Origin of the sequence: Pseudomonas paraveronii (genome assembly GCF_963681955.1) — a bacterium.
In the GTDB taxonomy this organism is placed as follows: Bacteria; Pseudomonadota; Gammaproteobacteria; order Pseudomonadales; family Pseudomonadaceae; genus Aquipseudomonas; species Aquipseudomonas paraveronii.
Map to the genome: position 1 here is coordinate 1,320,546 of NZ_OY817130.1, position 18,087 is coordinate 1,338,632.

The following is an 18,087-nucleotide window of genomic DNA, read 5'->3' on the forward strand; positions in this document are numbered from 1 at the left end:
AACTTCATCAGACTCGCGCTCTACTGGGGTTCTGCGTTTCGGTGTTTTTCATGCGCGTGTTGCTGTTATTGGCCGCTCTACTGTTCGGCCTGCCGTCTTTTGCGGCGTCTCGATGTGATGTCAATGTCCCGACCCAAACGGTCGACCTGGCTCAGGTAAGCATCGCTTACCAGAGTATCGGCCGTGCGTCCGATCCGGCCTTGCTGCTGGTGATGGGCCTGGGCGGGCAACTGATCCACTGGCCGGATGAGGTCGTTGTTGCGCTGTGCCAGCAAGGTTTCCGGGTGATCCGCTACGACAACCGCGACGTCGGCCTGTCCACCTGGCGCCAGGCTCCGGCCAGCGCCAACCTGACCTTTGAAGTGCTGCGCTACAAACTCGGCCTGCCGGTGGCGGCGCCGTACACGCTGACCGACATGGCCGATGACGCCCTCGGCTTGATGGATGCGTTGCAGGTCCAGCAATTCCACGTCCTCGGCGCGAGCATGGGCGGCATGATTGCCCAGCACTTGGCCGCGATGGCGCCGCAGCGCGTGGAAAGCCTGACGCTGATCATGACCAGCTCCGGCGCCGAAGGCCTGCCGGCGCCGAATGCGGCGCTGGTGCAATTACTGTCGCGGCGCAGCGCCCCCAATCGTCAAGTGGCCCTGGAGCAACAGGCCGATTTGCTGGCCGCGCTGGGCAGCCCGAACGTCAAGGATGATCGTCAGGTGTTGCTGCACCAGGCGGCGCTGTCCTACGACCGCGCATTCAACCCCGACGGCGTGAAGCGCCAGATCATGGCGATCCTCGCCGAACCGAGCCGTGTGCCGTTGCTCAACCAATTGCGCGTGCCGACCCTGGTGGTGCATGGCACGGCTGACCCGTTGTTGCCGGTGATGCATGGTGTACACCTGGCCGCGCATATCCAGGGCAGCCAGTTGAAGCTGATTCCCGGCCTGGCCCATCGTTTCCAGGAAGCGTTCAAGGCGCCATTGCTGGCGGCGGTGTTGCCGTACTTGCAAGCCCATCGCGAAGACGCCGCCCATTGGGCGCAGATTGAGCCCCAGGTCTCGGCGAAGGTGTTGTGACATTGGTGTATCGTGCAACCTTTGCGGCGCATTAATGCCAGCGAGGTTGCCTACCATGAGTACTGCCCTGAAAATCGATTTCGTCAGCGACGTGTCCTGCCCCTGGTGCGTCATCGGCTTGCGCGGCCTGACCGAAGCCCTCGACCAGCTCGGCAGCGAGGTGCAGGCCGAGATCCATTTCCAGCCGTTCGAACTGAACCCGAACATGCCCGCCGAAGGCCAGAACATCGTCGAGCACATCACCGAGAAATACGGCTCCACGGCCGAAGAGTCCCAGGCCAACCGTGCGCGTATCCGCGACATGGGCGCCGAGTTGGGCTTTGCGTTCCGCACCGACGGCCAGAGCCGTATCTACAACACTTTCGACGCCCATCGCCTGCTGCATTGGGCTGGGTTGGAAGGCTTGCAGTACAACCTCAAGGAAGCGCTGTTCAAGGCCTACTTCAGCGATGGCCAGGACCCGTCCGATCACGCGACCCTGGTGCGCATCGCCGAGAGCGTCGGCCTGGACCCACAGCGCGCCGCCGCGATTCTCGCCGGCGATGAATACGCCGCCGACGTGCGCGAGCAGGAACAGCTGTGGGTGTCCCGTGGCGTGAGTTCGGTGCCGACCATTGTGTTCAACGGCCAGTACGCCGTCAGCGGTGGCCAGCCGGTCGAGGCGTTTGTCGGGGCGATTCGCCAGATCATCCGCGAATCCCAATCCTGACGCGGGTCCCATGTGGGAGGGGGCAAGCCCCCTCCCACATGGGGGGCTCATTGTCTTCAAGAGAGTCCCTGGCCCGCCCCTTGCATTGACCCCCTAAAGCCCATCCGCAATCCGGCTGGGTGCTGCCATTAGGGGTGAAACACTACCTTGAATATTCTTGACCTCGACCACAGCCTTACGGGCCAGGCGCCGATTGCCCGGCGTTTGGCCAGTGGTCATGCCACCCGTCTCGACTTGTTGGACCTTGGCCCGAAACTGCGCCTGTGGTCCACCGAAAAAACCTGGAAGCGCTTCACCGAACGCCTGGCGGCACGGCCCCGGCCCACGGATGCGCGGCCGGAAATCCTGTTTGTCGGCTCCGGCGATTATCACCACCTGACGCCGGCATTTCTCGCCGACCTGAAAGAACCCATCAGCCTGATCCACTTCGACAACCACCCCGACTGGGTCCGCTTTGCGCCCAAGCGTCACTGCGGTTCGTGGGTCAACCGCGCGCTGAAGATGCCGGCGGTCAAGCGCATCGTCACCCTTGGCCCGTGCAGCGATGACCTGCATAACCCGCAGTTGCGCGGCGGCAACCTCGGCGCCCTCAAGCGTGGGCAATTGCAGCTGTTCCCGTGGCAGCACCCGCCTTCGAAAGTCTGGGGCCGGGTCGGCGATGGCGCCGGCCACCAGCAGCAGGAAAACCACCTGTACTGGCGCAATCTGGCGGAGCTGGACTGGGCCGCATTCCTTGAGCAAATGATCACCAGCCTGCCCACCGAAGCCATCTGGATCACCATCGACAAAGACGTGCTGGCCAGCGAAGACGCGGCCACCAACTGGGACCAGGGCGGCATGCGCCTGAGCCATCTGCTCCAGGCTCTGCGGGCCTTGGCGGCGCGCAAGCGAATCATTGGCATCGACGTGTGCGGCGAGTTCGCCAAGCCCGTGTTCAGTAACGCCTTCAAGCGTTGGGAGGCCAAGTCCGACCAGCCGCCGGCCGAGCGCTGGAGCGCCGAGGACTTGCAGCGCAATGCCGCGACCAACGAAGCCCTGATCAACCTGTTTGAGGAGCTGTTTCCGTGACGTTGACCGTGGTGTTGCTGGTGGCCTTTTCCATCGTGCTCGATGTGGTCGGCCAGCTGTGTTTCAAGATGGGCCTGGACCGTTTGCCGGAGTTGGAGGGCGGCTTTCGCCTGAACGCCTTCTGGGGCCAGGTGTTCAATGCACCGTTGTTGTGGGCGGGGCTCGGGGCCTACGCCATTGAGTTTTTCGTCTGGCTTGAAGCCTTGTCCCGCGCGCCGCTGAGCCTGTTGTTTCCGGCGGCGGCCCTGGCTTATTGCGGGGTGGTACTGGCGGGCAAGGTCGTGCTGGGGGAAACCGTCAGCCGCAGGCGTTGGATGGGCACGCTGGTGATTACCTTCGGCGTGATGTTAGTCGCGATTGGAGGGGGTCAGGCATGAGCACGCAGAATATCGACCAGGGCTGGTTGCACGAACGTCTTGGCACCGTGGTGTTGTGGGCCTTGCTGATCTGCACCGAGAGCGCCGGGCAGCTGTTTACCAAAGTCGCCGGTGACCAACTGGGGCAGATGGATTTCAACTGGCTGTGGTTGTCCGAAGTGGCGCGCAACCCTGGGATTCTGGCGGCGATTGCCAGTTACATCGGCGCGTTTTTCGTGTGGATGCTGATCCTGCGGCGCAGCAGCCTGTCCCTGGCGTTTCCGCTGAGTTCGCTGGTGTTTGTGGTGGTGTTGCTCGGTTCGTGGCTGGGGCTGGGGGAACACATCAGCCTGCTGCACTGGGTGGGCGTTGGGGTGATTATCGTCGGGATCGGGTTGTTGGCCGAAGGCGAGGAAAACTGAAAGTATCGCGATGAAATACTGGCTCCATGTGGGAGGGGGCAAGCCCCCTCCCACATGTTGAGCGATGTGCATCAGTCGAACTTGTAGCTGATCGCCGTCTGCACCTGGCCCTGGTTCACTTCGCCGTTCTGCTTGACGATGCTGCTGTCCGCCGCCGAACCCACCAGGTGTACCCAACTGGCACTGGTCAACAGCGACCATTTCGCCGCCAGGGGAAATTCGAAGCTCTGCGTTAACGTCAGGTTCTGGAAACCGCCGCCGGCGTTGTAGGGCCGGAAGCCCGAGGCGGCGGCTTCGCTGTCGCTCACGCCGAAAAACGTGTGGGTCTGGCGTGCGTCGGCAAAATGCGCCATCAGGCCGCTGCTGCCAATGATCCCGCCACCCAGCGGATAGCCCAACTCGCCGCCGACCTTGCCCAGCACGCCGCCTTGGCCCTGCGCGCCACCCACGGCGCGGCCCAGTTGGGCATAGACCCGCCAGAAGTCGGCCGGCGCGTACTGCACGAACCCGCCGACCTCGGCCATGCTCGACACTTCGCGCAACCCCGACAACGCGCCGTTGGCCGTGCGGCCCGAGAGGTAGTTGATGTACGGGCCGGCGCTGAAGCCGTTGGTTTTCAGCGCGCTCCAGGTCAGGCCGTCATCGGTGCCGAGGCTGACGTTGCCCCAGTCCAGGTCGAGGTATGGAATGGCCGCGGTTTCGTAGCGGCTGCCGGTGGGTTCCTTGGGCTGGTAGCTGACACCCGCACCTGCTTCACCGGTGATGCCGTCGGCCTGCGCGGCTTGTGAAACGCTCCCCAGCCCCAGTAATCCGGCGAATACAGCGCAGGTGATCCTGAACATGGTCACAGTTCCTTGATTGACTATGCGCGCATGAACGCGCAAAGCGCGGCGTTGGCGCAAGCACTCATCTTGTTTGTAGCAAGCTACAAAAAATGTAGCTCCCACGACACAAAATCCTCTGACATCCGCGCGAAGCCCCAGCCCCATTGGGTGCTGGCCAGTTGGCACAGTCCCTGCTCTAGCACCTTTTGCAAGCGCACACAGCGCGCTCCTCCTCAAGGTAAACGCAGATGATCCACTGGCATATCGTGTGTGACTTCGACGGGACCATTACCCCCACCGATGTCATCGACAACGTCCTCCAACGCTTCGCCGGCCCCGAGTGGGAAACCATCGAGCAGGAATGGCTGGACGGGCATATCGGTTCACGCGAATGCCTGAGCCGCCAACTGGCGCTGATCAAGGCCACACCCGCTGAACTGCTGGCCTATTTCGACAGCGTCGAGATCGACCCGGACTTCCCCGATTTCGTCGATCACGTCATCGGCCTCGGTGCGTCCATCGAAGTGGTCAGCGACGGTATCGAGCAAGGCATCGCGCGGATTCTGTCGCGCAACTACGTGAGCTTGCTGCCGATCCTCGCCAACCGCCTGCGTCAGGTCGACCAGAACAGCTGGCGCATTGATTTCCCGTATGCCAGCGATGCCTGCCGCGCCGCTTCCGGCAACTGCAAGTGCAAATCCACCCCGCGTAACAAGCGCGTGCTGGTGATCGGCGACGGTAAGTCCGACATGTGCGTGGCCTCCACCGCCGACTTCGTTTTCGCCAAGGGCAGCCTCGCCCAGTACTGCGAGGCCAACCACATCCCGCATGCGCGCTTCGACACCTTCGCCGAAGTGAGCGCATTGCTGGCCAGGCTGCCACAGGGCATCGCTGCCAACGCCACCACCTTTGCTGCTACTGACCTCTCTATTGAAAATCAGGAACTCTTCCACCATGTCTGATATCCGCATCGCGAGCGCCGAAGACCAGATTCTTCTGGATAAAGAAGCCAAATACTGCTCCTACGGCGACACCGTTCACTACATCGAGCCACCGCGTATTTTCAGCCGTTGCAAAGGCTCCTACGTGTGGGACACCGAAGACCAGGCCTACCTCGACCTGCAAATGTGGTACTCGGCGGTCAACTTCGGCTATGCCAACCCGCGCTTGAACAATGCGCTGAAACAGCAGATCGACACCCTGCCGCAAATCGCCAGCCAGTACCTGCACAAAGGCAAGATCGAGCTGTCGGAAATGATCGCGGTCGACGCCAAGAAGAAATTCGGCCTCGACGGTCGCGTTCACTTCAACGTCGGCGGTTCGCAGTCCATCGAAGACTCGCTGAAAGTGGTGCGTAACGCTACCAACGGCAAGAGCCTGATGTTCGCCTTCGAAGGCGGCTACCACGGGCGCACCCTCGGCGCCTCGTCGATCACCTCCAGCTACCGCTACCGTCGCCGCTACGGCCACTTCGGCGAGCGTGCGCAGTTCATCCCGTTCCCGTACCACTTCCGCGGCCCTAAAGGCATGACCAAGGAAGAATACGGCAGCCATTGCGTGCAGCAATTCGCGCGCCTGTTCGAGACTGAATACAACGGCGTGTGGGACCCGAAAGTCGGCCAGAGTGAATACGCCGCGTTCTACGTCGAGCCGATCCAGGGCACCGGCGGCTACGTGATCCCGCCGATGAACTTCTACCGCGAGCTCAAGCAGGTGCTGGACCAGCACGGCATCCTGATGGTGTCCGACGAAATCCAGATGGGCTTCTACCGCACCGGCAAGTTGTGGTCGATCGAGCACTTCGACGTACAACCCGACGTGATCGTGTTCGGCAAGGCGCTGACCAACGGCCTCAACCCGCTGGGCGGCATCTGGGCCCGTGAAGAACTGATCAACCCGAAAATCTTCCCGCCAGGTTCGACCCACTCCACCTTCGCCTCCAACCCGTTGGGTACGGCGGTAGGTCTGGAAATGTTCAAAATGACCAACGAAGTCGACTACGGCGCAATGGTCATGGCCAAGGGCAAGTTCTTCCTGGAAGGCCTGCAGGACCTGCAGAAACGCTTCCCGATCATCGGCGACGTCGACGGTCTGGGCCTGGCCCTGCGCTGCGAAATCTGCGGCCCGGATGGTTTCACGCCAGACAAGGCGACCCTGGACTACATGGTCGAAGAAGGCATGAAGGGCGACATGGTCGTGGACGGGCGCAAACTCGGCCTGATCCTCGACGTGGGCGGCTACTACAAGAATGTGATCACCCTGGCGCCGTCCCTGGAAATCAGCTACCCGGAAATCGAGCTGGGCCTGAAGCTGCTCGAGCAACTGCTGGTGCGAGCGACTAAACGGTGAGCAACGTCGGGATCGACCTCGGTGAGGGTGATGCCGGCTTCGTTCTCGGTGAAGGGCCGGTCGGCATCCTGTTGATCCACGGCCTGACAGGCACGCCGACGGAACTGCGCCAGGTCGCCAAGGGCCTGGCCAAGGTGGGTAATTGCACGGTGTACGTGCCCACCCTGGCCGGGCACTGCGGCGACAACAGCGACCTGCAGGCCACCGGCTGGCTGGACTGGTACGAAGGGGTGCGTCAAACCTTCGCCCAGGTCCGCCAGCGTCATGAACAGGTGTTTGTCGGCGGTTTGTCGATGGGCGCGGTGATGTCGATGTACCTGGCCTCGGAACACCCGGGCCAGGTCGCCGGGCTGCTGATGTATTCGACCACCTTGAAGTACGACGGCTGGAGCATCAACAAGCTGGCGTTCCTCACGCCGTTGTTGATGAAAATCCCGTTCGGCGTGCATATCTGTCGCTTCGAAGAGAAGCCGCCCTACGGCATCAAGAACGAACGCCTGCGGGCAATCGTCGAGCGGCAGATGAAGGAAGGGGAGAGCAGCGAGGCCGGTCTGTTGACCATGGAAGGCATCACCGTGCGCGAGTTGCACCGGATGAACGCCGTGGTCAAGAAGCGCATGCCTCAGGTGAGGGTGCCGGCGCTGGTACTGCATTCGATTGAGGACGATATCACCAGTCGCTGGAACGCCGATTACGTGGAACGCCACCTCGGCGGGCCGGTGACCAAGGTCCTGCTGGACAACTGCTACCACATGATCACTGTCGACCTGCAATACCGCCGGGTGATCGAGTTGAGTGCCGAGTTTGTCGAGCTGCACGCCGGTCTTTTCAGATCCAAACAGGCTGATGGGGGAGCTGTAGCGCTTAAGCGAGGCGGCGATGCAGGTGTCGCGGTTTATCCGTTACACCGAGGTGATGCCATCACCGCCTCGCAGGGGCTCGAAAGCTCACACAGTTGATCGGCGGCTTGCGATAGAAATAAGGGAAACATGTGATTACCACCCAAGCCTTCCCGACCATCCGGGACATTCGGCGCAGTGCCTGGAACGACTGTTTTCCCGGAGCGTTGGAGGACTGGGACTACTACGTCGCCGTGGAAAACGCCGCCATCGACGATTTTCAATGGCGCTACCTGGCGGTATTTGAAGACGGAGCGCTGGTGGCCGTGGCCGCCGCGTTCATCACCCATTACCGCCTCGACACCACGGTGTCGGGCGCCGGCAAGCGCTTGACCGCACGCCTGGAGCGACTGTGGCCGGGTGTTTTGCAGGTGGGGTTGTACGCCATCGGTTCGCCGGTGGCCGAGCGTTGCGACGCTGGGTTTGCCAGTAGCGTGCCTGAGGGGCACCGCCCGCGGTTGCTCAAACACCTGCTGCTGGCGGCGCGCCAGGACGCCGATGAGTTCGGCATCGGCCTGGTGGCGGTCAAGGATGCGCCGACGCAGGACCGGCACTGGGCCGACAGTTGCCGCGTGTCAGGCTTTCAAAGCATGCCGAGTTTGCCCACGGGCGTATTGCCGCTGCCTTACGGCTCGGTGGACGCCTACCTGGGCTCGCTGGGCAAATCCACACGCAAGGACTTGCGTCGCAAACTGCGTGCGCCTGGCCCACGGGTGGAGTGGCGGCGCAACATCGACGATGTGCTGCCCGAGGTCATGCGCCTGTATGAATCCACGTTGACCCGTGCCGAGCTGCAGTTCGAACGCCTGCCCGCCAGCTACTTCACCGGCGTACTTGAACGCCTTGAACAGCGCGCGGTCTGTGCTCTTTACTGGGTGGACGAGCACTTGGTGGCGTTCAACCTGATGCTGGTGGACGAGCATCGGCTGGTCGACAAGTTCTTCGGGCACGACGTGGAGTTTACCCGTGACTACAACCTCTACTTCCGCAGTTGGTTAACCAATGTCGACTACTGTATCCAACACAATATTGCGCTGTATGAGTGCGGACAGGCCGGGTATGCCAGTAAGCTGCGGCTGGGGTGCGAGTTTGAGGGCAACAGCCTGTTCTTCCGCCACCGTAACCGGCTGGTCAACGGCCTGCTCAGACTCGCGAAAATGTTTCTTCGACCGGATCGTTCCGACCCTGCCATGGCTGCTGTGATAAGCGAAACCCGATGATCACCAAGACCCGCCAAAAAGCCCGCCCCTTTGCCATTTCGCGCTGGAGCGTCCAGCGCAAGCTGGTGCTGGCGTTCTGGCTGGTCAGTGTGATTCCGACCATGATCGCGGCCGAGCTGGCCGCCACCACGTTGTCGCAGATTTTCGACAGCAACGTGCGTATCTGGCTGCAGGAGTCGACCAAGATCGTCAAGGACGAGATCGGCGACATCCTGCATGACAACGCGCGCATGGCGCAATTGTTCCTGCGCTATACCGGCCCGGCCTCCAATCGGCAGGCGGCCAAACACGACAGGCTCACCGCCGATATCGCCCAAGCCACGGATATCGACGTGGTGGCACTGATTCGCAGCAGTGATCACAAAGTGGTGTTCAGCACCGCGCCCGATGACATCGTCAAGCAGATCAACCTGACCAGCAACGCCGCATTGCAGACCGTCCAACTGGCGGGGGTGAGTACCGGTATCGTGGTCTCGACCTTCGAGACCAGCCAGGAAAACGTTGACTACGTGCTGCTGGTGGCCACCTACCTGGACAGCAGTTTCCTCACCAGCGTGGCTGATGTGCATTCCCTCGACCTGCGCCTGTACCTGGCCAATCCCGGTGGTTTTTCGGAAATTTTCTCGACCCAGCGCTTCAAGGATCACCCCTCGCACATCCCGAAAAACATCGAAACCGCGATGCGCAGCACCAAGCAGCCCAGCGAACAATTCACCAACGACTACAGCGGTTTGTACTGGCCGATCTTCAACGATGGCGGCGAGCTGCAAGGCGTGATCTTCAGCGGCCTGCTGCGGCATACCAGCCTGGTGGGGCTGGTGAACCAGAGCAACCTGTTCGTGCTGATTTTCCTGGTTAGCTCGGCACTGTCCCTGGCGGCGGGGCTGCTGGTGTCGCGGCGCTTGACCCAGCCGTTGCGCGATCTGTCCCAGGGTGTGAGCGCGGTGATCTCGGGCAATTATGCGCACCGTGTGGTGGTCAGCGGTGGCGATGAACTGGCGCAATTGAGCAGCACCTTCAACCATATGACCGAGCGGCTGGGCGAGTTGCATCACCTCGAAGCCCAACTGCGCCGACGCGACCGCCTGCACGCCCTGGGTGAAGTCGCCATGGGCCTGGCCCACGAAATCCGTAACCCGCTGGGCATCATCAAGACAGCCACCCAACTGCTGCACCGTCGCGCCGACTTACCGGAAGCCGACAAGCGCCACCTGGAATACGTGATCAGCGAAGTCAGCCGGATCAACGACCTGATCACCGAGTTTCTCGACTTCGCCAAACCCAACCCGCCGTTGCGCGTGTTGCTGCCGGCTCGCGCGCTGGTGGACGAAATTCTGGGTTTCTGCGGCCCCGAGCTGGCCAGCCACAACATCGATGCGCACATCGACGACCAGGCGCCCGGCGCGACCATCTACGCCGATGCCAAGCAACTCAAGCAGGCCTGCCTTAACCTGATTCTCAACGCCATCGATGCCATGCCTGAAGGCGGCCGCCTGACCCTGGGCATTCGTTCGGTGGGCGACAATACGGTCATCAGCATCGCCGACACCGGCCAGGGTATTGCGGCGGATATGATCGAGCGCATCTTCACGCCGTTCGTCACCACCAAGGCCTCCGGCACCGGCCTGGGCCTGGCCAAAGTCTATTCGATCATGGAAAGTCACGACGGCAGCATCGAATGTGCCAGCGAGAATGATGCCGGCGCCACGTTCAGCCTGTACATTCCGGCGATTGGCGAAGACGATGAGGACAGTCATGACGCATAACATATTGGTGGTCGACGACGAGCCCAAGCTCTGTGACCTGTTGTCGTCGGCCCTCAGCCAGAACGGCATCCAGGTATTCACTGCGGGGAACGGCCTGCATGCGCTCAAAGTGCTGGAGCAGGAAGACATCGACCTGGTGATCAGTGACTGGCGCATGCCGGGCATGGACGGGCCGGCACTGCTGGCCGAGATCAAGGTGCGCTGTCCCCAGGTGCCGGTGATCGTGATGACCGCCTACAGCACGGTGAAAAACGCCGTGCAGTCGATGCGTAACGGCGCCTATGACTACATCGCCAAGCCGTTCGATATCGACGAGCTGGACATCACCGTGGCCAAGGCCCTGCAGTTTCGCGACATCATGCGCGACAACGCACGCATGCGCGCCGAGCTGGACGAGCAGGCGCAGTTCGACAGCCTGGTGGGCGACAGCCCGGCGTTTCGCAAGGTGCTGCAGGCGGTGGATTCGGTGCGCGACAGCAGTGCAACGATCCTGCTGACCGGCGAAAGCGGCACCGGCAAGGAAATGGTCGCCCGCGCCATCCACAAGCACGGCAGCCGGGCCGACAAGCCATTCGTGGCGGTCAATTGCGCGGCGATCCCCGAAGGGCTGCTCGAAAGCGAAATGTTCGGCCACCGCAAGGGCGCCTTCACCGGCGCCGTGGCCGACCGGGTCGGGCGCTTTATGCAGGCCGACAAGGGCACGCTGTTTCTCGACGAAGTGGGTGACATGCCGCTGGCGCTGCAGGCCAAGATTCTGCGCGCCTTGCAGGAGCGGGTGATCGAGCCGGTGGGCGACCCCCGCGAGCGCAAGGTGGACGTGCGGGTGATCGCCGCCACCAACAAGAACCTGCTGGACGCGGTGGCCAACAAGGAGTTTCGCGAGGACTTGTATTACCGCCTCAACGTATTCCCGATTCCGCTGCCGCCCTTGCGCGAGCGCGTGGAAGACATCGCGCCCCTGGCCCGGCACTTCGCCCAGACCCTCAGCGCCACCGCCGGCAAACGCATCACCGGTTTCAGCCCAGAGGCCTTGCAGGCCATGACGGCGTATCACTGGCCGGGCAATATCCGCGAGCTGCAGAATTGCGTGGAGCGCGCGACCATCGTGGCGTCGTCGCCTGTGATCGAAGATATCGACCTGCCGGGTTATCTGTTCGCGTCGAAGCCCCGCGAGGGCGGTGTGACGGCGATCCTCAGCGACGGGCCGGGCATTCCCCAGGACCTGGATGCAGCGCTGGCGGAGGTGGAGAAAGCCTACATCCAGGCGGCGTTGCTGGAGAGCAATGGCGTACAGGCGGCCGCAGCGGCGAAGATCGGAATTTCCGAGCGCAGCTTCTGGTATCGCCTGAAAAAGCTGGGGATTCAGATCGACAAAATAGTCCGCTGAGTTGCCTGGCACAGTGCTGTTCTAAATGTGGGAGGGGGCTTGCCCCCTCACACATTTGGATTGTGGTGTGTCAGGTCTGCAGGCGTACCCAGACGCTGACCAGAACAGTCGCTGCCATCAACCACGCTACCGCTGCGACGGCTAAAGAGGCCTCTAGCCGCAGGCGGTCGACCATCACGTAGAGCGTCGCCAGGTACACAAAGTACGGAATGATCGACCACATCCCGAACAGGATGGTGGTCTTCAAGTCGTCCACCGAGCGGCCCTTGCCGACGATGTAATGGGCGATCAGTGCAAAGGTCGGAAATAGCGGCACCAGCCCGGCGATGTAGTAATTGCGGGTCTTGGCCAACGCGGCCAATATCAACACCACCGCCGCGCCCAGGGCGGCCTTCAATACCAGATCCACACGCAGCTCCCTAGTGGCTTAAACCGTATTTCTTGACCTTGTCGAACAGGGTGGTCTTGGCCATTCCCAGTTCCTGGCTGGCCTGTGTCAGGTTGCCGCCGCTGCGTTGCAGGGCGTCGTTGAGCAGGTTGCGTTCGAAGGCTTCCACCGCCTCGGTGAAGGCCACGCCCTGGCTACCGCTGCTGGCGCCGCTTTTCTTGAAGGCCGGCAGGCCCAGGGCGAAGCGTTCGGCGACGTTGCGCAGTTCACGCACGTTGCCCGGCCAGTCGTGGCTCATCAGGTTGGACAAGGTCTGGTTGTCGAGGTCAGGCACGCTGCGGTCGAAGCGCAGGGATGACTGCTGCAGGAAGTGTTCGAACAGTTGCAGGATGTCTTCGCGGCGCTCGCGCAGGGGCGGCAGTTCCAGGGTCACGACGTTGAGGCGGTAGTACAGGTCGCTACGGAACTGGCTGGCGCGGCTCAATTCGTCGAGGTCGGACTTGGTGGCGGCGATCACCCGGCAATCCACCGCCACGCTCTGGTTCGAGCCCAGGCGTTCCAGGGTGCGTTCCTGCAACACGCGCAGCAGCTTGATCTGCAGGTTGATCGGCATGCTTTCCACTTCATCGAGAAACAGCGTGCCTTCGTGGGCGTGTTCGATCTTGCCGATCCGCCGTTTGCCGGCGCCGGTAAAGGCGTTGGCTTCGTGGCCGAAAATCTCGCTTTCGAACAGGTTTTCCGGCAAGCCGCCGCAGTTCAGTGCGACGAACGGGTGGTCGTGGCGTCGGCTGAAATCATGCAGGCAACGCGCGACCAGTTCCTTGCCGGTGCCGGTCTCGCCTTCGATCAGCACGTTGGCCGAAGTATCGGCGACGTTGGCGATCAAATCGCGCAAGTTCTGCATTGCTGGCGAGCGGCCGATGATGCGCCCTTCCAGGGAATCGCGCTCGGCCAACTGGCGGCGCAGCGACCAGACTTCCCGCGCCAGCCCGCGTTGTTCCAGGGCGCGGCGCGCCACTTCGACCAGGCGTTCGGGGGAGAAGGGTTTCTCCATGAAGTCATAGGCGCCGTTGCGCATGGCGCCGACCGCCATGGAAATATCGCCGTGCCCGGTAATCAATACCACCGGCAGGCTTTTATCCAGGGTCTTGAGGCGGGTGAGCAGTTCCAGGCCGTCGATACCCGGCAGGCGGATATCGCTGATGACGATACCGGCAAAGTTCTCGCCGATGCGGTTGAGTGCCTCTTCGGCGCTGCCCACGCCAACGCTGGGGATGTCTTCCAGTGCCAGGGCCTGCTGGCAGCCGAGCAGCACATGGGGGTCGTCTTCGACGATCAGGACGGTGAGGTCAGGGTTTTTTTCTACGTTCATGACGACTCAGCTTTTTGAGCGCCCACCAGTGGCAGGCTCAGGACAAAGGCAGTACCACCGCCGACGGGGTGCTCCACGGCGAGGTTGCCGCCGGTGGCTGCGGCCAGGCTGGCGGACAACGTGAGGCCAAGGCCCAGGCCTTGCTCGCCGGGTTTGGTGGTGAAGAACGGTTCGAATAGATGCTTGCGCGCTTCGGGGTCGATGCCATGGCCATTGTCGCGCACCTGCAGGCGGTACTTGCCATCGGCTTCATGGCCTTCCAGCCACAGCTCCGGCGCCGATTGTGCTTGCATGGCATCGAGGGCGTTGCCGATCAGGTTGACCAGGATCTGCTCCAGGCGCGTCTGGTCGATCTGCAATTGGGCCGGGGCAAAGTCGCGGTGCAGCGTCAGCGGCAGGCTGTCGAGGCGCGCGCCGAGCACTTGGAACGCTGCATCCACGGCCTTGCCCAGGCTGGCTTCGCCCTGGTCGTCGCCGCGTCGCGCGAAGGAGCGCAGGCTGGCGGTGATGCGGCCCATGCGGTCGATCAATTCGTTGATGGTCTTGAGGTTGGCGCTGGCGGTATCCAGCGCACCGCGCTCCAGGAAGCGCACGGTATTGCCGGACAAGGTGCGCAGCGCGGCCAGGGGTTGGTTCAATTCGTGGGCGATGCTGGTGGACATCTGGCCGATGGCCGCCAGCTTGCCCGCCTGCACCAGCTCATCCTGGGCGCGGCGCAGGGTTTCCTCGGCCTGGCGGCGCTCGCGAATCTGCCCCTTGAGGCGCTCGTTGCTGGCGCGCAAGTCAGCGGTGCGCTCGGCAATCCGGCGCTCCAGTTGGCTGTTGGCTTCCTGCAAGGCTTCCCGGGCGGCGAGGCGGGTGGCGATGACTTTGCGTCGTTCGTTCCAGGCAATCAGCAGGAACGCCACCAGGCCAAAGGCGACGGCCACCAGGATGCCCTGGTTGATCGCCGCCCGGCGCAGGTCGTTGAGCGGGGTGAGCAGGGTGAAATTCCACGGCGTGTCGCTCAGGGGCCGGGTCTGCGCCAGGTAGCTGACTTCGCGCTCGTCGGCCACCACTTCGCTGTTGGCCGGAAAGGTCAGTTTTTCCGTACCCTCGTTGAGGCGCTCGCGGGCCAGGGGCTCCAGCTCGTTCAGCGTCGCCCAGTAATATTGCAGGCTGTGTGCCAGGCGGTCCTTGGTCTCGTCGCTCAGGGGGCGCACGGCTTTGAGGCGGCGGGCCGGGTCGCTGGAGAGGATGATGATGCCATTCTCGTCGCTGACAAACGCTTCGAGACGCGCGCGTTTCCAGCGATCTTCCAAGGCTTCGAGGCGGACCTTGACCACGGCGACGCCGATGATCTTGCCGTGTTCTTCCAGGCCATGGGCCAGGTAGTAACCGGGTTCGCCGTTGGTGCTGCCGATGCCATAGAACCGCCCGGGCTGGCCGCGCACGGCGTTTTGGAAATAGGCGCGGAAGGACAGGTCTTCACCCTGGTAACTGTCGGCATCGCGCCAGTTACTGGTGGCCAGCACACGGCCGGTGGTATCCATCACATAGATGGCCCGACTGCGGCTGCGCCGGTTCAGGCCTTCGAGGTAGTCGTTGACGGTCTTGCGGGTTTCCTGGTTCGGCTCGGCCAGCAGCGCGGACACGCTGGATTCCAGTTCCAGCAGGCTGGGCAGGTAGGTGTATTTGCTCAGCTCGCTTTCGACGGTGCGGGCATGCAGCTCCAACTGGCGTTCGCCGGTATCGCTGAGGGTGCGGATGCCATAGTACTCACTGATCCAGAAGCCGATGTAACCCAAGCCGATCATCAGGGCGATGATCAACGGCGGCAGGAACAGTTGGCGGATCAGACGAGGCTTCACGGCAAGTGATGGCGGCGCGGCGCGATAGAGGTTGGGGTCGCATTTCATCACAGATGCCTTGGGTCAGCTACCGCTCACCCCTTCCTGTAGGAGCGAGCTTGTTCTCGCGAAAAAACCAAGGGCACCGCGTTCATCCAGGATGTGCGCGTCATCGTTGCCGTTTTTCGCGAGCAAGCTCGCTCCTACAGGAGGAGCAAGCTGTGGCTTTTTTAGTGCTGCAGGATTTTCTCGAGGAAGTGCTGCGCGCGTTCGGAGCGGGCGCTGATGTCGCCGAAGAACTCTTCTTTCGGGCAGTCCTCGATGATCTTGCCGGCGTCCATGAAGATCACGCGGTCGGCCACTTTGCGGGCGAAGCCCATTTCGTGGGTCACGCACATCATGGTCATGCCTTCCTGGGCCAGTTGCACCATCACGTCGAGCACTTCGTTGACCATTTCCGGGTCGAGGGCCGAGGTCGGTTCGTCGAACAGCATGACGATCGGGTCCATGGCCAGGGCGCGGGCAATCGCCACACGTTGCTGCTGACCACCGGAAAGCTGGCCAGGGTGCTTGTGGGCGTGCGCCGACAGGCCGACGCGTTCAAGCAGTTGCAGGCCCTTTTTGGTGGCTTCTTCCTTGCTGCGGCCGAGCACCTTGATCTGCGCGATGGTCAGGTTTTCGGTGATGGTCAGGTGCGGGAACAGCTCGAAGTGCTGGAACACCATGCCGACGCGCGAACGCAGTTTCGGCAGGTTGGTCTTCGGGTCGGCGATGGACGTGCCGTCGACGATCACGTCGCCTTTCTGGAACGGTTCCAGCGCGTTGACGCACTTGATCAGGGTGGATTTACCCGAGCCAGACGGCCCGCACACCACGATCACTTCGCCTTTTTTAACCTCGGTGCTGCAATCGGTCAGCACCTGGAAGTCGCCATACCACTTGTTGATGTTCTTGATAGAGATCATACGGCAAACCTTTTTTGCAGACGCTTGACCAGCAGCGAGGCGGAAAAGCTGATGATGAAGTAGACGACACCGGCGAAGATCAGGAACTCATTGGAGCGGCCGATGATGTCGCCGTTGGAGCGGGCGGAGTTGAGGAAGTCCACCAGGCCCACGGTGTAGACCAGCGAGGTGTCCTGGAACAGGATGATGCTCTGTTGCAGCAGCAACGGGGTCATCTTGCGGAACGCCTGGGGCAGGATGATCAGACGCATGGTCTGGCCATACGTCATGCCCATCGCCTGTGCGGCCGCCATCTGGCCCTTGGGGATCGACTGCACGCCGGCCCGCACGATTTCACAGAAGTACGCGGCCTCGAACATCATGAAGGCCACGACGCAGGAAGTGAATGCACCGATGGGCGTGTCTTCGCCGGTGATCCAGCGCAGCACGAAGGGCACCGCCAGGTAGAACCAGGTGATGACCAGCAGCAACGGAATCGAGCGGAAGTAGTTCACGTAGGCGCCGGCCAGGCGCGATAGCAGCTTGCTGGACGACAGGCGCATCAACGCCAGGATCGTGCCGAGGACAATACCGCCGACCACGCCCATGACCATCAACTGCAAGGTCATGACCATGCCGTTCCACAGGCCGGGGATCGCGGGGATGATGCCGCTGAAATCGAGTTCCATTATTTACCCCCCACGGAGATCAGGCCGGGCACGGCGACTTTCTTCTCGACCAGGCGCATCAGCAACATCAGGCTCATGTTCAGGGTGAAGTAGATCAGCGTGGCCAGGGTGAAGGCTTCAAACAGGTTGGCCGAGAATTCGGCGGTCTGCTTGGTTTGCGCCAGCAATTCCATCAAACCGATCAAGGACGCCACGGAGGAGTTCTTGAACACGTTGAGGAATTCCGAGGTGAGCGGCGGAATGATGATCCGGTAGGCCTGGGGCAGCAGCACGTTCCAGTAGATCTGCGGCAGCTTGAAACCCATGGCGCGAGCGGCGGCTTCCTGGCCACGCGGCAGCGCCTGGATGCCGGTGCGTACTTGCTCACAGACACGGGCGGCGGTGAACAGGCCCAGGCACACGACAACGCTCAGGTAGGCCGAGGTGGTCGGGTTCAGGTCTTGCTTGTACCAGTCCTGCAGGTTTTGCGGCAGCAGGTCGGGTATCAGGAAGTACCAGATGAACAGCTGCACCAGCAGCGGCACGTTACGAAACAGTTCCACGTAGCAGGTCGCGATGCCCGATACGAGGCGGTTTGGCACGGTGCGCATGACCCCCAGAATGGAGCCCAGCAGCAAGGCGATAATCCATGCCACGACGGCGATGGCAATGGTCCAGCCCAGGCCGGCGATGTACCAGTCGAGATAAGTCTCGCTGCCAACGCCAGTGGACTTGAAGAACACGCCCCAGTCCCAGTTGTAATTCATTAGGGTCTCCCCTCGAGATCGATCGATGTACAAGCACCCGCTTGGGGAA

General features: G+C 62.2%; 18 protein-coding genes. 11 read left to right on the forward strand and 7 right to left on the reverse strand.

Features of this window, described 5'->3' with window-relative positions; genetic code table 11:
• The first annotated feature begins 50 nt into the window (after nt 1-50).
• The 5 genes from U5A08_RS05750 to U5A08_RS05770 all read left to right on the forward strand — a co-directional run bounded on the left by U5A08_RS05750 (nt 51) and on the right by U5A08_RS05770 (nt 3,625).
• A complete protein-coding gene (locus U5A08_RS05750; RefSeq protein ID WP_253393582.1) occupies nt 51-1,070 on the forward strand; it encodes an alpha/beta fold hydrolase in 1,020 nt (339 codons plus the stop codon).
• 55 nt (nt 1,071-1,125) lie between these two features.
• Nucleotides 1,126-1,779, forward strand: a complete 654-nt coding sequence (locus U5A08_RS05755; protein WP_321850698.1) for a DsbA family oxidoreductase — start codon at nt 1,126-1,128, stop codon at nt 1,777-1,779.
• Between the two features lie 147 nt (nt 1,780-1,926).
• Nucleotides 1,927-2,847, forward strand: a complete 921-nt coding sequence (locus tag U5A08_RS05760) for an arginase family protein (RefSeq protein ID WP_253393586.1) — start codon at nt 1,927-1,929, stop codon at nt 2,845-2,847.
• Nucleotides 2,844-3,224: a DMT family transporter gene (locus U5A08_RS05765; RefSeq protein WP_321850699.1), complete on the forward strand. Its 381-nt coding sequence runs from the start codon at nt 2,844-2,846 to the stop codon at nt 3,222-3,224. Before U5A08_RS05760 ends, U5A08_RS05765 begins: the two co-directional genes overlap by 4 nt.
• A complete protein-coding gene (locus tag U5A08_RS05770; protein WP_253393588.1) occupies nt 3,221-3,625 on the forward strand; it encodes an EamA family transporter in 405 nt (134 codons plus the stop codon). Before U5A08_RS05765 ends, U5A08_RS05770 begins: the two co-directional genes overlap by 4 nt.
• 71 nt (nt 3,626-3,696) lie before the next feature.
• Here U5A08_RS05770 and U5A08_RS05775 read toward each other — a convergent pair whose 3' ends face one another.
• A complete protein-coding gene (locus U5A08_RS05775) occupies nt 3,697-4,467 on the reverse strand; it encodes a MipA/OmpV family protein (RefSeq protein WP_321850700.1) in 771 nt (256 codons plus the stop codon).
• Nucleotides 4,468-4,697: 230 nt separating this feature from the next.
• Between U5A08_RS05775 and U5A08_RS05780 the strand changes: the two genes are divergently transcribed.
• Genes U5A08_RS05780 through U5A08_RS05805 form a run of 6 tightly spaced genes read left to right on the forward strand, consistent with a single transcriptional unit; the run spans nt 4,698 to nt 12,070 of the window.
• Nucleotides 4,698-5,411, forward strand: coding sequence for an MtnX-like HAD-IB family phosphatase (locus U5A08_RS05780; protein ID WP_253393590.1), 714 nt, complete (start codon nt 4,698-4,700; stop codon nt 5,409-5,411).
• Entirely contained in the window at nt 5,404-6,798 is a 1,395-nt protein-coding gene (locus U5A08_RS05785; protein ID WP_253393591.1) for an aspartate aminotransferase family protein, read from the forward strand. The genes U5A08_RS05780 and U5A08_RS05785 overlap by 8 nt, the downstream gene beginning before the upstream one ends.
• Nucleotides 6,795-7,757 (forward strand): alpha/beta hydrolase, encoded by a 963-nt coding sequence (locus tag U5A08_RS05790; RefSeq protein ID WP_321850703.1) that lies wholly within the window; start codon nt 6,795-6,797, stop codon nt 7,755-7,757. Before U5A08_RS05785 ends, U5A08_RS05790 begins: the two co-directional genes overlap by 4 nt.
• Before the next feature lie 32 nt (nt 7,758-7,789).
• Nucleotides 7,790-8,917, forward strand: a complete 1,128-nt coding sequence (locus U5A08_RS05795; protein ID WP_253393594.1) for a GNAT family N-acetyltransferase — start codon at nt 7,790-7,792, stop codon at nt 8,915-8,917.
• Complete coding sequence (locus tag U5A08_RS05800; RefSeq protein WP_253393596.1) at nt 8,914-10,683, forward strand: sensor histidine kinase; 1,770 nt, start codon at nt 8,914-8,916, stop codon at nt 10,681-10,683. The genes U5A08_RS05795 and U5A08_RS05800 overlap by 4 nt, the downstream gene beginning before the upstream one ends.
• Nucleotides 10,673-12,070: a sigma-54-dependent transcriptional regulator gene (locus tag U5A08_RS05805; protein ID WP_253393598.1), complete on the forward strand. Its 1,398-nt coding sequence runs from the start codon at nt 10,673-10,675 to the stop codon at nt 12,068-12,070. The genes U5A08_RS05800 and U5A08_RS05805 overlap by 11 nt, the downstream gene beginning before the upstream one ends.
• A 70-nt stretch (nt 12,071-12,140) precedes the next feature.
• Here U5A08_RS05805 and U5A08_RS05810 read toward each other — a convergent pair whose 3' ends face one another.
• From U5A08_RS05810 to U5A08_RS05835, 6 genes are all read right to left on the reverse strand, one after another.
• The gene (locus tag U5A08_RS05810) at nt 12,141-12,479 is read right to left on the reverse strand and encodes a GlpM family protein (protein ID WP_253393600.1); all 339 of its coding nucleotides are present in this window, start codon (nt 12,477-12,479) and stop codon (nt 12,141-12,143) included.
• A 10-nt stretch (nt 12,480-12,489) separates the two neighbouring features.
• Nucleotides 12,490-13,830: a two-component response regulator AauR gene (aauR, locus tag U5A08_RS05815; RefSeq protein ID WP_321850708.1), complete on the reverse strand. Its 1,341-nt coding sequence runs from the start codon at nt 13,828-13,830 to the stop codon at nt 12,490-12,492.
• Complete coding sequence (gene aauS / locus U5A08_RS05820; RefSeq protein WP_321850710.1) at nt 13,827-15,728, reverse strand: two-component sensor histidine kinase AauS; 1,902 nt, start codon at nt 15,726-15,728, stop codon at nt 13,827-13,829. The genes aauR and aauS overlap by 4 nt, the downstream gene beginning before the upstream one ends.
• A 161-nt stretch (nt 15,729-15,889) precedes the next feature.
• Nucleotides 15,890-16,624 carry an amino acid ABC transporter ATP-binding protein gene (locus U5A08_RS05825; RefSeq protein ID WP_065926530.1) on the reverse strand — a complete coding sequence of 245 codons (735 nt, stop codon included), beginning with the start codon at nt 16,622-16,624 and terminating at the stop codon, nt 15,890-15,892.
• Nucleotides 16,621-17,292, reverse strand: a complete 672-nt coding sequence (locus tag U5A08_RS05830) for an amino acid ABC transporter permease (protein ID WP_253393604.1) — start codon at nt 17,290-17,292, stop codon at nt 16,621-16,623. Before U5A08_RS05830 ends, U5A08_RS05825 begins: the two co-directional genes overlap by 4 nt.
• Nucleotides 17,292-18,038, reverse strand: a complete 747-nt coding sequence (locus U5A08_RS05835) for an amino acid ABC transporter permease (RefSeq protein WP_247396318.1) — start codon at nt 18,036-18,038, stop codon at nt 17,292-17,294. Before U5A08_RS05835 ends, U5A08_RS05830 begins: the two co-directional genes overlap by 1 nt.
• Nucleotides 18,039-18,087: the final 49 nt, after the last annotated feature.

Excerpts from the sequence above, each read along its gene's own strand:
- U5A08_RS05750 (WP_253393582.1), top strand. The coding sequence starts at position 51 with ATGCGCGTGTTGCTGTTATTGGCCGCTCTACTGTTCGGCCTGCCGTCT.
- U5A08_RS05755 (WP_321850698.1), top strand. The coding sequence starts at position 1,126 with ATGAGTACTGCCCTGAAAATCGATTTCGTCAGCGACGTGTCCTGCCCC.
- U5A08_RS05770 (WP_253393588.1), top strand. The coding sequence starts at position 3,221 with ATGAGCACGCAGAATATCGACCAGGGCTGGTTGCACGAACGTCTTGGC.
- U5A08_RS05775 (WP_321850700.1), bottom strand. The coding sequence starts at position 4,467 with ATGTTCAGGATCACCTGCGCTGTATTCGCCGGATTACTGGGGCTGGGG.
- U5A08_RS05780 (WP_253393590.1), top strand. The coding sequence starts at position 4,698 with ATGATCCACTGGCATATCGTGTGTGACTTCGACGGGACCATTACCCCC.
- U5A08_RS05785 (WP_253393591.1), top strand. The coding sequence starts at position 5,404 with ATGTCTGATATCCGCATCGCGAGCGCCGAAGACCAGATTCTTCTGGAT.
- U5A08_RS05800 (WP_253393596.1), top strand. The coding sequence starts at position 8,914 with ATGATCACCAAGACCCGCCAAAAAGCCCGCCCCTTTGCCATTTCGCGC.
- U5A08_RS05805 (WP_253393598.1), top strand. The coding sequence starts at position 10,673 with ATGACGCATAACATATTGGTGGTCGACGACGAGCCCAAGCTCTGTGAC.
- aauR (WP_321850708.1), bottom strand. The coding sequence starts at position 13,830 with ATGAACGTAGAAAAAAACCCTGACCTCACCGTCCTGATCGTCGAAGAC.
- aauS (WP_321850710.1), bottom strand. The coding sequence starts at position 15,728 with ATGAAATGCGACCCCAACCTCTATCGCGCCGCGCCGCCATCACTTGCC.
- U5A08_RS05825 (WP_065926530.1), bottom strand. The coding sequence starts at position 16,624 with ATGATCTCTATCAAGAACATCAACAAGTGGTATGGCGACTTCCAGGTG.
- U5A08_RS05830 (WP_253393604.1), bottom strand. The coding sequence starts at position 17,292 with ATGGAACTCGATTTCAGCGGCATCATCCCCGCGATCCCCGGCCTGTGG.
- U5A08_RS05835 (WP_247396318.1), bottom strand. The coding sequence starts at position 18,038 with ATGAATTACAACTGGGACTGGGGCGTGTTCTTCAAGTCCACTGGCGTT.